Annotated in this window: 14 protein-coding genes and 1 tRNA gene; 5 read left to right on the top strand and 10 right to left on the bottom strand. The window is 74.1% G+C overall.

Going from position 1 to position 12765, the window contains the following annotated elements; translation table 11 throughout:
* Positions 1-22: 22 nt before the first annotated feature.
* The 3 genes from ACI6QG_RS03005 to ACI6QG_RS02995 all read left to right on the top strand — a co-directional run bounded on the left by ACI6QG_RS03005 (position 23) and on the right by ACI6QG_RS02995 (position 1568).
* Positions 23-322, top strand: a complete 300-nt coding sequence (locus ACI6QG_RS03005) for a hypothetical protein (RefSeq protein WP_407023080.1) — start codon at positions 23-25, stop codon at positions 320-322.
* 14 nt (positions 323-336) lie between these two features.
* Positions 337-711: a phage tail fiber protein gene (locus ACI6QG_RS03000; protein ID WP_407023079.1), complete on the top strand. Its 375-nt coding sequence runs from the start codon at positions 337-339 to the stop codon at positions 709-711.
* Positions 712-821: 110 nt separating this feature from the next.
* Positions 822-1568 carry a Crp/Fnr family transcriptional regulator gene (locus ACI6QG_RS02995; protein WP_407023078.1) on the top strand — a complete coding sequence of 249 codons (747 nt, stop codon included), beginning with the start codon at positions 822-824 and terminating at the stop codon, positions 1566-1568.
* Between the two features lie 105 nt (positions 1569-1673).
* Here the strand turns inward: ACI6QG_RS02995 and ACI6QG_RS02990 are convergent, their stop codons facing one another.
* From ACI6QG_RS02990 to efp, 9 genes are all read right to left on the bottom strand, one after another.
* A complete protein-coding gene (locus ACI6QG_RS02990; protein ID WP_407023077.1) occupies positions 1674-2171 on the bottom strand; it encodes a YciE/YciF ferroxidase family protein in 498 nt (165 codons plus the stop codon).
* Between the two features lie 22 nt (positions 2172-2193).
* Positions 2194-3294 (bottom strand): beta-galactosidase, encoded by a 1101-nt coding sequence (locus tag ACI6QG_RS02985; protein WP_407023076.1) that lies wholly within the window; start codon positions 3292-3294, stop codon positions 2194-2196.
* A complete protein-coding gene (gene glf, locus ACI6QG_RS02980; RefSeq protein WP_407023075.1) occupies positions 3294-5588 on the bottom strand; it encodes a UDP-galactopyranose mutase in 2295 nt (764 codons plus the stop codon). The genes ACI6QG_RS02985 and glf overlap by 1 nt, the downstream gene beginning before the upstream one ends.
* A gap of 167 nt (positions 5589-5755) precedes the next feature.
* Complete coding sequence (gene upp / locus ACI6QG_RS02975; protein ID WP_407023074.1) at positions 5756-6379, bottom strand: uracil phosphoribosyltransferase; 624 nt, start codon at positions 6377-6379, stop codon at positions 5756-5758.
* A gap of 6 nt (positions 6380-6385) precedes the next feature.
* Positions 6386-7996 (bottom strand): peptidoglycan -binding protein, encoded by a 1611-nt coding sequence (locus tag ACI6QG_RS02970; RefSeq protein WP_407023073.1) that lies wholly within the window; start codon positions 7994-7996, stop codon positions 6386-6388.
* Entirely contained in the window at positions 7983-9125 is a 1143-nt protein-coding gene (locus ACI6QG_RS02965; RefSeq protein ID WP_407023072.1) for a flagellar motor protein MotA, read from the bottom strand. Before ACI6QG_RS02965 ends, ACI6QG_RS02970 begins: the two co-directional genes overlap by 14 nt.
* Before the next feature lie 10 nt (positions 9126-9135).
* Positions 9136-9555 (bottom strand): OmpA family protein, encoded by a 420-nt coding sequence (locus ACI6QG_RS02960; protein ID WP_407023071.1) that lies wholly within the window; start codon positions 9553-9555, stop codon positions 9136-9138.
* 1 nt (position 9556) lies between these two features.
* The gene (locus ACI6QG_RS02955) at positions 9557-10411 is read right to left on the bottom strand and encodes an inositol monophosphatase family protein (protein ID WP_407023070.1); all 855 of its coding nucleotides are present in this window, start codon (positions 10409-10411) and stop codon (positions 9557-9559) included.
* Between the two features lie 4 nt (positions 10412-10415).
* A complete protein-coding gene (gene efp, locus ACI6QG_RS02950; protein WP_407023069.1) occupies positions 10416-10985 on the bottom strand; it encodes an elongation factor P in 570 nt (189 codons plus the stop codon).
* A 127-nt stretch (positions 10986-11112) separates the two neighbouring features.
* Here efp and ACI6QG_RS02945 point away from each other — a divergent pair.
* Positions 11113-11187, top strand: a tRNA-Thr gene (locus ACI6QG_RS02945).
* Positions 11188-11194: 7 nt separating this feature from the next.
* On the opposite strand, the gene ACI6QG_RS02940 is transcribed toward ACI6QG_RS02945, so the two are convergent.
* A complete protein-coding gene (locus ACI6QG_RS02940) occupies positions 11195-11653 on the bottom strand; it encodes a nucleoside deaminase (RefSeq protein WP_407023068.1) in 459 nt (152 codons plus the stop codon).
* 48 nt (positions 11654-11701) lie between these two features.
* Between ACI6QG_RS02940 and ACI6QG_RS02935 the strand changes: the two genes are divergently transcribed.
* A complete protein-coding gene (locus ACI6QG_RS02935; RefSeq protein ID WP_407023067.1) occupies positions 11702-12712 on the top strand; it encodes an LLM class flavin-dependent oxidoreductase in 1011 nt (336 codons plus the stop codon).
* Positions 12713-12765: the final 53 nt, after the last annotated feature.

Genomic DNA, 12765 nt, shown 5'->3' with positions numbered 1-12765 from the left:
CCCCACGAGGAGACCCCGCCCCATGGCCTTCATGCTTCCCATCGAGCTCGACAACACGGGGGTGAGCGCCGCGTACTGGCGCATCACCCACCTGCAGCTGGACCGCAACGCGGGCGTGCTGGACGCCGTGCTGCACGGCTTCCGCGACGAGGCGGCGCGCCGCGCCGGCAAGGCGCCGATGCACCGCCTGGCCTTCCGCTTCGGGCCGCAGGCGCCCGTCACCGCGGGGGACCTCGCCATCGAGGAGGTCTACCGCGCCATCCGCGGCGAGCCCGGCCCTGACGGCGCCGCGCCGCTGTTCGCCCACGCCGCCGACATCTGAAGGAGAACGCACGCATGTCCAGCCTGACCGACCACGCCAAGAACCTGCTGGCCCGCGCCGTCGCCGGCCGCAGCCCCGCCCTGCCGACCGGCGCCTTCCTGGCGCTGGGCACCGGCGGCAACGACGCCACCGGCCTGTCCGGCGAGCCGGTGGGCAACGGCTACGCCCGCCAGCGCGTCGTGTTCACCGGCACCGGCGTCCAGGCCAACGCGGAGGCGGTGCGTTTCACCTTCACCGCCGCCGCCGGCACCTTCACCCATGTGGGGCTGTTCGATGCCGCCGCCGGCGGCAACGCGCTGACCTGGTCGGCGCTGGGCAGCCCCGCCGCGGTGGCCGGCCCGGGCACCTTGACGGTCAATCCCGGCGCCTTCACCCTGACCGGAGACTGAGCCTTCCCGCCCCTGCCCTGCCCGTGGCGCAGGGCAGGGGCGACCCGCCGCCAAGCTTGAAACCCGGCCATGTGCAGCATTACGTTCCGGGCTCGACGAGGAGCAAAGCGGTGAACCCACTGGACGCCACGCGGCCCGCGTTGCGCGAAGCCACGCGGACCGACCCCTGCGTGAACTGCGGCAGCCGCCTCACCGGCCTCTGCCAGCCGCTGGATGCGGCCGCGCTGGACGACATCTCCGCCGACAGCGAGCGTTTCGCGCAGCCCGCGCGCTCGGTGCTGTTCCGCGAGGGCGACCAGGCCAGCCGCGCCTTCTCCATCTCGTCCGGGGTGGTGAAGCTGTCGCGGCTGCTGGCGGACGGCAAGCAGCAGGTGGTGGGCTTCCGCTTCCCCGGCGACATCGTCGGCTACGGCGCCGCCGCCACCTATCCCTACGACGCCGAGCTGCTGACCTCCGGCGCCTTCTGCAAGATCGAGCGCCGGCGGCTGGACACGCTGCTGCGCCGCTACCCGGTGATGGAGCGCCGCCTGCTGGACATGTGCCTGGCGGAGCTGGCGGCCACGCAGGAGCACCTGGTGACGGTGGGCCGCCGCTCGGCCGAGGCGCGGGTGGCGTCCTTCCTGCTGGGGCTGGAGGAAGCCTGGCGCCGCCGCGGCGCCCTGCCCGACCCGCTGCCGATGCCGATGACGCGCTCCGACATCGGCGACTTCCTGGGGCTGACGCTGGAAACGGTGAGCCGCACCTTCACCGCCTTCAAGAAGGCCAAGTGGGTGGAGGAGCCGGCCCACCAGAAGCTTCGCATCCGCGACCGCCAGACTTTGGCGGACCTTGCGGAAGGGGTGGTGCAGGAGTTCTAGGGGCGCGTCGCCGCGGGTGGCGTTCCGGACCCCGGCTCCGCTGCACGGAACCGGGGTCACGGAGCCAGTGGCTGCCTTGGCGTCTCCGCCAAGGCGGAACGTGCCTCAGCCGCGCTTGGCGGCTTCGGGGTTCAGGATGCTTTCGGCCAGGCGGGTGAGCAGCTCGTCGGTCTGCTTCTCCTCCGCGAGGTTCTGGTCCAGCAGCTCGACGATCTCCGCCTTGCCGGCGGCCTGGGCCCAGGCGATCAGCGTGCCGTAGCGCGCGATCTCGTAGTGCTCGACGCATTGCGCCGCGGCCAGCAGGCCGGCGTCGCGCACCGGGCCGGGCTCCGGCTCCTCCTCGATCAGCTCGCTCGCTTCCTCCAGGATGCCGTTCATCGCCTCGCAGGTGACGCCCTGGGCGCGCTTGCCCAGCGCCTCGAACACCTGCTGCAGGCGCTCCACCTGGCCCTGGGTCTGCTCCTTGTGCAGGGTGAAGGCCTGCTTCAGCTCGGGGTGCTGGGCGGCGCGGGCCTGCTTGGTCAGCGCCTTCAGCACCTGGCGCTCGGCGTAGTAGACGTCCTTCAGCGTGTCCAGGAACAGCTTGTCCATCGTCATCGGCATGGGGGTGTCCTCCTCTGTCGGGTCAGGCCGCGCGGGCGTCGCGGCGCCGCGCGGGAATGGCGTTGAGGGCGCGCACCGCCGCCGCCTGCCCGGGGCGGAGGTGGCGATGCTGCACGGCGTCGCGCCGCAGGGGGCCGCAGGGCACGTGGCGGTCGTTGTCCCAGCCGGCGTAGTCCATGATGGGGTAGATGCACACGCCCTCCACCGGCACGCCGGCGTCCAGCGCGCGGGCCACCTCCTCGGCGACGTAGCCCATCCAGGCGTCGCCGCGCGGTTCCTCCGCGCCGGTCTCGGCCAGCATCAGCGGCTTGCGGAAGCGGCGGTGGGCATCAGCCAGCAGGCTGGCCAGGCGGCGGAACCGGCCGTCATCCCACCAGATCTGCGGCCCGTCCCAGACCCACTGGTTGTGCGGGTAGTGGTTGAACCCCACCACGTCCACGCTGGAACGGTCGGCGGCCAGCAGCCAGTCCACGATGGCGAAGGAGCCCTCGTTGTGGCCGGCGGCGAGGCGCGCCGCCTCCGGGTCGCCGGGCTCGGGCACCACGTTGATCAGCGGCTCGGCCACGATCACCGGCGCGCGCTCGCCGGCGGCGCGCAGCGCCTCCACCACCGCCAGGTGGCCGTGGAACAGCTGGCGCTTCAGCGCGTCGCCCTGCCCTTCCAGCCAGGGCTCGAAATGGCCCATGTCGCCGCCCGCCCAGGCCCAGAACGACATCTCGTTCATCGGCACCCAGCCGGCGGCCGGCGCCCCCTCCTCCCGCAGCAGGCGGGCGAAGGCGCGGGCCAGCCGGGCGGCACGCGCCGGGAAGGCGGTGGACATGACGTCCAGCCCCTCCGGCACGCCCCAGTGGCAGACGTCCCACACCACCTCCACCCCATGCGCCCGCGCGGCGCGCAGGATGGGCAGCACGGAGGACCAGTCGTAGCGCCCCTCCGCCGGCTCGATGAGGTGCCAGCGCAGCGCCTCGCGCGTCGCGCCGATGCCCAGCTCCCGCATCAGCGCGTAGTCGCGCGCCGCGTGCAGGTCGTGCGCGGAGCTGGCGATGGTGTCCACGCGCCGCCGGTCGCGCCGGCGGTGCGTGGACCCCTCGAAGCCCCCCAGCGCGAAGGAGCGGAACGGCATCACGCCTTCTCGGGCGCGGCCACCTGGATGGCGGTGCGGGCCGAGCCGCCGCCCTGCTGCGCGGGCAGCAGCCGCCGGGCCGTGGCCAGCGCCTGCCCCACCACCTGGTCCATGTTCATGTAGCGGTAGGTGCCCAGGCGGCCCAGGAAGGTCACGCCCTTCTCGGCATCCGCCAGCGCCTCGTACTTCTTGAACAGGGCCGCGTTGGCCGGGTTGGGGATGGGGTAGTAGGGCTCGCCCTCCGCCGTCGGGAACTCCCGGCACAGGCTGGACTTGCGGTGCTGCTGGCCGGTCAGGTGCTTGAACTCGGTGGTGCGGGTGAAGGGCACCGCGGCCGAGGGCTGGTTCACCGTCGCCACCGGCTGCACCCACTCCTGGTCCACCGTCTCATGCTCGAAGCGCAGCGAGCGGTAGGGCAGCGCGCCGTAGCGGTGGCCGAAATAGGCGTCCACCGGCCCGGTGTAGATGACGTGGCCGAACTCGCCGCGCGGCACCTCGTTGAAGTCCACGCCGACCATCGCGGTGATGTTGCGGTGGTCGAGCATGTTCTCGAACATGCGCGTGAAGCCGTGCAGCGGCATGCACTGGTGCTTGTCGGTGAAGTAGCGGTCGTCCAGGCTGGTGCGGGTGGGCACGCGGGCGGTGACGGACTTGTCCAGCTCCGACGGGTCCAGGCCCCACTGCTTGCGGGTGTAGCCCTCGAAGAACAGCTCGTAGAGGCGCTTGCCCACCGCGCTGATGACGAAGTCCTTGGCGGTGCGGATCTCGCCGGCCGGCTCGGCCAGGCCGTCGAGGAATTGCTGCGCCGCGGCCTCGTCGGCCAGGGTCACGTTGAACAGCTTCTCCAGCGTGGTGCGGTTGATGGGCATGGGCAGCATCTGCCCCTCCACCTCCGCCAGCACGCGGTGCTCGTAGGGGCGCCACTGGGTGAAGCGCGAGAGGTAGGCCAGCACCTCGTCGCTGTTGGTGTGGAAGATGTGCGGGCCGAAGCGGTGGATCAGCACCCCCGCGGCGTCGTGGTGGTCATAGGCGTTGCCGGCGATGTGCTGGCGGCGGTCCACCACCAGCACCCTGTGCCCGGCCGAGGCGATGCGCTCGGCCATGACGGAGCCGGCGAAGCCCGCGCCCACCACCAGGTAGTCCGCCGCCTTGGAGGGCACCACGCGCAGCGCCGGCGCCGCCGTGCCCTTGCGCGCGGCGGCGCGGTGCACCAGCGCGGCCATGGCGGCGTGGATGCCGTCCCAGCTCATCGCCTCCAGCATCGCGTCCACCTTGGCCTGGTCGGGCAGCTTCTCCCAGCGCAGGGCGCGCTCGCAGGCGGCGACGAAGGCCTCGGCCGAGCCCGCCACCTGCACCGCCTCCAGCCCCTCGTAGCGCGACACCACGTCGGCGACGGGGGTGGAGACCACCGGCTTGCCGCCGGCCAGGTACTCGGGCGCCTTGGTGGGGGAGATGAAGCGCGTCGCCTCGTTCAGGGCGAAGGGCATCAGCGCCACGTCCCAGTTGGCCAGGAAGCCCGGCAGCTCCTTGTAGTCGCGCCCGCCGAGCCAGTGGATGTTGGCGGCCTTGGGCAGCTCCTCCTCGCTCACCTTCACCACCGGGCCGACCATGACCACCTGCCAGTCGGGCTTCGCCTCGGCGATGGCGCGCAGCAGGTCGAGGTCCAGGCGCTCGTCGATGACGCCGAAATAGCCCAGGCGCGGGCGGGCGATGGGGTGCTGGTCCGCCGGGTCGGGCAGGCCGGCCAGGGCCTGGGCGAAATGCGCGCGGTCCACGCCCGAGGGGAAGCAGTGGATGTTGCCGTGCAGGTGCTTCTTGGCCTCGAACAGGGAGCGTCCGCCGGTGAACACCACGTCCGCCTCCGCGATCAGGCGGCGCTCCAGCTCCGGCAGGTCGGTGCGGGCGAAGCGGAAGGCGGACAGCTCGTCCATGATGTCATAGGCCAGGGCCTTCCACTGCACGTGGGCCGACCAGGAGCGCGTGGCCGGGGTGTAGTACCAGGCTATGCCCGGGCCCTTGTCGGCCAGCAGGGCGTCCAGCATGGCGGTCAGCGCCGCCTCGCCCGCGCCATGCGGCAGGTGCGGGGTGCAGACCGTCACGCCGGTGCGCGGGCACGCGTGCATGTGCAGGCGGGCTTCCTCGCCATGCACCGGCTCCTCGATGAAGAAGACGTCGCGGGCGCGGGCGAAGCGGGACATGAGGTGCTGCGGCCGCTGGAACACGCCGCCCCACCGGAGATGCGAGAAGCAGTAGATGGGCAGGGCATCGGTGCCGGCGCGGACGGAGCCATCCATGTTGCGGGTCCTCGTTCGGGTTGATGGGAACCCGCCCCCGGTGCGCGCGTTGCTGGGCTTCCCGGGGGAAAGCGTCATGCAGGGCGGCGGCGGCTGGTTCCCGACATATGCAGAACGAACAGACCGGGCACGGGTTGCATGCAGCGCAGCATGACCCTGACTGAATGTCACTCCGTGCCGAAGCAGCGGTCCCCGGCGTCGCCCAGGCCGGGCACGATGTAGCCGCGGGCGTCCAGGCGCTCGTCCAGGGCGGCGGCGATGACCGGCACGTCCGGGTGCTCGCCGCGCAGCCGCGCCACGCCCTCCGGCGCGGCCACCACGCAGGCGAAGCGGACCCCGGTCGCGCCCGCCGCCTTGACCCGCGCCACCGCCTGGGCGGCGCTGCCGCCGGTGGCCAGCATGGGGTCCAGCACCAGCGCCCCGCGCTCCGCCAGGTCGCGCGGCAGGCGCACCACGTATTCGCTGGCCACCAGCGTGTGCTCGTCGCGCACCAGCCCCAGGTGGCCGACCGGGGCTTCGGGCAGGATGGCGCGGGCGCCTTCCAGCAGCCCCAGCCCGGCGCGCAGCACCGCCACCAGGCAGGGCTCGGGCGAGGCCAGCATCGGCGCGCGCATGGGCTGCACCGGCGTCTCGAAGGCCACCGGGGCTTCGGGCAGGTCGGCCAGCGCCTCGGCGGTGAGGATGGCGCCGATCTCGGCCAGCAGGCGGCGGAAGGCGGCGCTGTCGGTGCGCCGGTCGCGCAGCCGGGCCAGCTTGTGGCGGAGCAGGGAATTGTCCGGGATGCGCAGCATGGCGGCCTATCTGTCGGTCAGGCGCAGCTCGATGCGCCGGTTGCGGGCGAAGGCTTCGGCGGTGTCGCCGTTGTCCAGCGGCTGGTGCTCGCCGAAGGCGGCGGCGGCGACGCGGTTGGCCGGCAGCCCGGCCTCGATCAGCAGGTTGGCCACCGCAATGGCCCGCGCCGCCGACAGCTCCCAGTTGGAGGCGAAGCGGCCGCCGCGGATGGGGTTGCGGTCGGCGTGGCCGTCCACCCGCAGCACCCAGGGCACGTCGGCGGGAATGCGCGCGGCGATGTCCAGCAGCACGCGCGACAACTGGCGGATCTGCGCCGCCCCGCCCGGCGACAGCTCGGCCGAGGCGGGGGGGAACAGCAGCTCGCTCTGGAACACGAAGCGGTCGCCGACCACGCGCAGCTCCGGCCGGTCGCCCAGCGCCTCGCGCAGGCGGCCGAAGAACTCCGAGCGGTAGCGCTGCAGCTCCTCCACCCGCTGCGCCAGGGCGGCGTTGAGCTGGGCGCGCAGGTTCACCACCTGGGCGTCGCTCTCGCGGTCGCGCGCCTCGGCGGCGTCCAGCGCGTTGGCGAGGCGGTTGAGCTGGCCGCGCAGCTCCTCCAGCTGCCGCGTCAGCAGCGCCACCTGGGCGCGGGCGGCCTCCGAGAGGCGCGCGTTCTCCGCCGCCGCGCCGCGGCGCTCCGTCTCCAGGCTGGCTTGCAGGCGGTCGCGCAGGGCGGCGAGGCGGGCGACCTCCTCTTCCAGCCGGGCGATGTCGGACAGGCGGGCCTCGATGGTGGCGCGGTCGGCGCGCACGGTGCGGTCCAGCGCCGCCTGGGCCTCGCGCAGGGCGGCGATGTCGCGCCGGGCCTGCTCCAGCTGCGCCGCCGCCTCCTGCGCCTGCCGGCGCAGCGCGGCGAGGTCGGCGCGGGCGGTGGCCAGAGCGCCTTCCGATTCGCGCAGCCGGCGGTCGCGCTCGGCCACCGCGCCCTCGGCGGTGGCCAGGCGCGTCTCGGCGGCGGCGCGGGCGCCGCGCTCGCTGGCCAGGGCGCGGTCGGTGGCGGCGCGGGCGTCGCGCTCGGTGCCCAGGGCGGCCTCGGTGGCGGCGCGGGCGCGGGATTCGGCGCCCAGGCGCTCCAGGCTGCGGGCGGCGTCGGCCTGGGCGGCCTCGGCGCGGGCCAGCGCGTCGGCCAGCCGCGCCTCGGCGCCGGTCAGGCGCTGGGTGGCGCCGGCGCGGGCGGCGTCCAGGTCGCTCAGGCGCTGGGCCAGGCGGTCGCGCTCGGCGCGCAGGGCGGCGGCCTCGCTGCCGCTGCGGTCGCGCTCCAGCCCGGCGGCGCGCAGCTGGACGGACAGGGCGTCGCGCGCCTCGCCGGCGCCGCGCAGCTCTTCCTGCGTGCGGGCCAGCAGGGCGCGCAGCTCCGCCGCGCCGCCGCGCTCCAGCGCCAGCATCTCGGCCAGTTCGGCCGCCTGGCGGTTCAGGCGCTCCAGCGCCGCGTCGCGGGTGGACAGGGCGGAGGACAGGAAGCCCTGCGCCAGCGCGAACACCAGCAGCACGAAGATGGTGACCATCAGCAGCGTGGACAGCGCGTCCACGTAGCCCGGCCAGGGCTCGATGGCCCCGCCGCGCCTAGGCCGGGCCATCGGGCGGGCCGGCCAGGGCGGTGATGGTGCGCGTCAGCAGCTTGATCTCCGAGCGCAGCTCGGCGGTGGCGCGGTCGCGCCCCTCGTTCATGTCCTGCAGCAGGCGCGCCAGGTAGATCTCGGTGTTGCGCAGGTGGGCGCGGCTGGCCTCGTCCAGCGCGCCCTCGCCCAGCTTGCCCAGGGCGGGGGCCAGGGCGGCCTGGGCCTCCGCCACCCGCTGCATCAGCCCCTGGGAGGCGCGCATCTGGTCGGTCAGCACCGCCATGCGCTCGGCCAGCTGGGCCAGGGCGGCGGCGTTGGCGCCGCGCGCCTCCTCGCCGCGCGCCATCACCTGCTGCAAGGATTCCAGGTTCTCCGCCGTCTGCTCCAGCAGGGCCTGGAGGTAGGCGGGCACCGTGCCGCCGCCCTCGCCCGCGCCGTCGCCCAGCACGCCGGAGGACAGGCGGGTCTGCCCGGCCAGCCAGTCCTCCAGCTCGGTGTAGAAGCGGTTCTGCGCCTGGCCCGCCGTGAGGTCGAGGAAGCCCAGCACCAGCGCGGCGGCGAGGCCCAGCATGGAGGAGGAGAACGCCACCCCCATGCCGCGCAGCGGCTGCGCGAGCCCGGCCTTGAGCTGGTTGAACAGGGCGTTCACGTCCCCCGTGCCCAGGTTCATGCCGCCGATCACCTCCGCCACCGCGCCGATGGTCAGCAGCAGGCCCCAGAAGGTGCCCAGCAGCCCCAGGAAGATCAGCAGCCCCGTCATGTAGCGCGACAGCTCCCGCGTCTCGTCCAGGCGGGAGGACACGCCGTCGAGCACGGAGCGCATGGCGCCGGCCGAGAGGGAGAAGCGGTCGGACCGCCGGGCGGCCAGCATGGCGGACATCGGCGCCAGCAGCCGCGGCGTCGGCCGGGCGCGGGCGCCGTCGCGCGGGGAGACGAAGCCCTCCAGCCAGTCCACCTCGGCGCGCAGCAGCAGCACCTGGCGGATGTTCCACGCCACGCCGCCCAGCGCCACGGCGAGGATGACGCCGTTCAGCACCGGGTTGGCGGAGAAGGCGGCCAGCAGCTCGGCGTGCAGAAGGACGGCGACGAGGCCGACCAGCGCGAGGAAGCCCAGCATGCGCCAGAGATAGGGGAGAGGCCGCGTCATCGCGGCCACACTAGCGGGACGGGACCGCCCGCGTCACGCCGGGGGGGAGGATGTCCACCAGGTCGCCGCCGGCGCCGGCGGGGTGGATGTCCACCCGGCGCTCGGCCAGACCGCCCTCCACCAGCGCCGCGGAGACGGCGCGGGCGCGGGCCAGGGACAGGCGGCGGGTGTCCGACAGGTCCCCCGAATCGGCGGCCTCGGCGAACAGGGTGACGCGGCCGGCGGTGCGTTCCTGCAGCCGGGTGCCGATGCGGCGCAGCGCCGCGGCCTGGGCGGCGTCGGGCTCGGCGCGGCCGGGGGCGAACAGCAGGCGCCAGCCGGCGGGGGCGATGGGGGCAAGGCCCGGCGCCATGGGCAGAGCCGGCTCGTTCCAGGGCTGGGCGGCCGCGGGGGCGGCCAGCAGCAGCAGGGGCAGCGCGCGCCGGCGCATCTCAGCCCCTGGCGGGGGCGCGGGCGGCCACGGCCTCGATGCCGGCCTGCACCGCCTCGCGCAGGCGGCCGTGCAGCTGGGTGTTGGCCGCGACGAGGTTGCCCGTGGCCAGGTGGGTGTCGCCGCCCTGCGGGTCGGTGACGTAGCCGCCGGCCTCCTTCACCAGCACCACGCCGGCGCCGATGTCCCACTTGTTCACCCCCAGCTCCCAGTAGCCGTCGTAGCGGCCGGCGGCGGTCCAGGCGAGGTCGAGCGCGGCGGAGCCGAAGCGGCGGATGCCGGAGACGGCGGGCATCAGCCGCGCCAGGGTCTGCACGAACTCGCCCTTGTGGCCGGTGGCGGCGAAGGGGATGCCGGTGGCGAACAGCGCTTGGTGCAGGTCCCGCCGGCCGGAGACGCGGATGCGCCGGTCGTTCAGGAAGGCGCCCATGCCCTTCTCGGCCCAAAACAGCTCGTCGGCGACGGGGTTGTAGACCACGCCGGCCACCATCTCGGTGCGCTCCGCGGACAGGCGCTTCTCCACGCCCACGCTGATGCACCAGTGGGGGATGCCGTGCAGGAAGTTGGTGGTGCCGTCCAGCGGGTCCACCACCCAGCGCCACTCCCAGTCCTTGTCGCCCTGCTCGCCCGCCTCCTCCAGCAGGAAGGCGAAGCCGGGGCGGGCGCGGCCGAGGTCCTCGCGCAGGGTCTTCTCCGCGCGCAGGTCGGCCTCGCTCACGAAGTCGCCCGGCGCCTTGGACTGGACCTGGAGCTGCTCCACCTCCCCGAAGTCGCGCAGCAGGCGGCGGCCGGCCTTGCGGACGGCGGCGACCACCACGTTGAGCGCGGGGGACAGGCGGGGCGAGGCGCCGGACACGCGCTCAGCCCTTCGCGCGCTCGACGTAGGAGGCGTCCTCGGTGCGGACGACGATCCTCTCGCCGGCGGTGATGAAGGGCGGCACCATGGTCTTGACGCCGTTGGCCAGCAGCGCCGGCTTGTAGGAGGAGGAGGCGGTCTGCCCCTTCACCACCGGGTCGGCCTCGGTGATCTCCAGCACCACCGTCTCTGGCAGGTCCATGGAGACGGGCTCGCCCTCGATGAGGCGGACGTTGACCGTCATGTTCTCCTGCAGGAAGGCCAGGCGGTCGCCGAGGATGGCGTTGGGCACCTGGGTCTGCTCGTAGGTCTCGGGGTCCATCAGGACCAGCATCTCGCCCTCGGCGTAGGAGTAGGTGAACTCCTTGTCCTCGGTGGTCAGGCGCTCCACGGTGTCGGCCGTGCGCCAGCGCTGGTCCTTCTTGGCGCCGGTCTTGATGTTGCGCATGTCCACCTGGATGATCGCGTTCCCCTTGCCGGGGATCATGATGTTCTGCTTCAGGATGGTGTAGCGCTGGCCCTCGAACTCGATGACCATGCCGGCACGCATCTGGTTGGCCTGCATCTTCGCCATGGGCGGCCGCCTTCGTGACTGGGTGTGTTGCGGGTGAGGCCGCGGGATTACACGCGCCCCGGCGCGAGGGCAACCCGGCCCACCCCCTTGCGGCGCGGGGCGTTCATGGGTAGGACGGCGCCGCGCTGCTGTTGTAGCTCAGTGGTAGAGCACTCCCTTGGTAAGGGAGAGGTCGAGAGTTCAATCCTCTCCAACAGCACCATCCGCCCTCAGTACATCACGTGGTCCGCCCGCGCCTTCCAGGCCCGGAAGCCTTCCCACGCCTCCGCCGCCAGCAGGCGGCGCATGGGGATCCGCCGCGCCTCCAGCGGGCGGCGCATCTCCTCGTAGACGGCGCTGTCGTCGAAGCCGATCGCCGCGGCCTCCGCATGGCCGTTGCCGTAGGCGATGGCGCCGATGCGCGCCCACCAGGCCGCACCCAGGCACATCGGGCAGGGCTCGCAGGAGGTGTAGAGCGTGGCCCCCGACAGGTCGTGGGTGCCCAGCCGGGCGCAGGCGGCGCGGATGGCCACCACCTCGGCGTGGGCGGTGGGGTCGCGGCCGGGCACCACGTGGTTGGCGCCCTCGCCCAGCACCTCGCCGCCGCGCGCCACCACGGCGCCGAACGGCCCGCCCGCGCTGCCGGCCGCCAGGGCCAGGGCGCGGCGCATCATCGCCTCGTCATCCATCGGCGCAGGCTGGCGCAGCCGGGCGCGGATGCCTAGCTTGCCATCGTCATGCTCCCTGCCCTGTCCATCCTCGACCAGTCCACAATCGTCTCGGGCCGCACCGCGGCCGACGCCATCCAGGAGACCCTGGCCCTGGCCCGGCTGGCCGACGGGCTGGGCTACCGCCGCTACTGGCTGGCCGAGCACCACAACAGCGAGAGCCACGCGGGCTCGGCGCCCGAGATCCTGATCGCCGCCATCGCCGCCACCACCCGGCGCATCCGGGTGGGCAGCGCGGGGGTGATGCTGCCGCACTACGCCGCGCTGAAGGTGGCCGAGCAGTTCCGCGCGCTGGAGGCCATCGCCCCCGGCCGCATCGACCTGGGCCTGGGCCGCGCCCCGGGCAGCGACGGGCGCACCGCCCACGCGCTGAACCCCAACGCCGCCTCCGCCGCCGACCACTTCCCCGCCCAGGTGCGCGACCTGCTGGGCTGGCTGGGCGACGGCCTGCCCGAGGGCCACCCGTTCCGCGCCATCCGCGCCTCGCCCCAGGTGGAGACGCGCCCGGAATGCTGGATCCTGGGCTCCAGCGACTACGGCGCGCAGGTGGCGGCCTTCTTCGGCCTGCCCTACTGCTTCGCCCACTTCATCACCGACGGCCACGGCGCGGCCGAGGCGCTGGCGATCTACCGCGAGACGTGGCGGGGCGCGGGGAAGCCGCACGGGGCGGTGGCCGTCTACGCCCTGGCCGCCGACACGCGGGAGGAGGCGGAGCGCCTGTTCCTGCCGCGCGCCCTGTGGCGCCTGCACCGCGACCGCGGCCACTACCCGCCGCTGCCCACCGCCGCCGAGGCCGAGGCCCACCCCTGGACGGAAGCCGAGCGCGCCCGGGTGGACCGCATGAGGGAGTCGGCGCTGATCGGCACCGCCGCGCAGGTGCGCGAGGGCATCGCCGACCTGGCCGCCCGGCTGGGCGTGGCGGAGGTGGCGGTGCTGACCCCCTGCCACGACGCGGCGGCGCGCCGGCGCTCCGTCACCCTGCTGGCCGAGGCCTTCGCGCAGGTGCCCGCCGCGGCTTGACGGCGCGGCGGCCCGGCGGGAGGGTCCGGGGGACGAAACGCCCGAAAGCTCCC

Source organism: Sabulicella flocculans, assembly GCF_045449635.1.
Lineage (GTDB): Bacteria > Pseudomonadota > Alphaproteobacteria > Acetobacterales > Acetobacteraceae > Roseococcus.
This window is presented reverse-complemented; position numbering and strand designations above follow the sequence as displayed.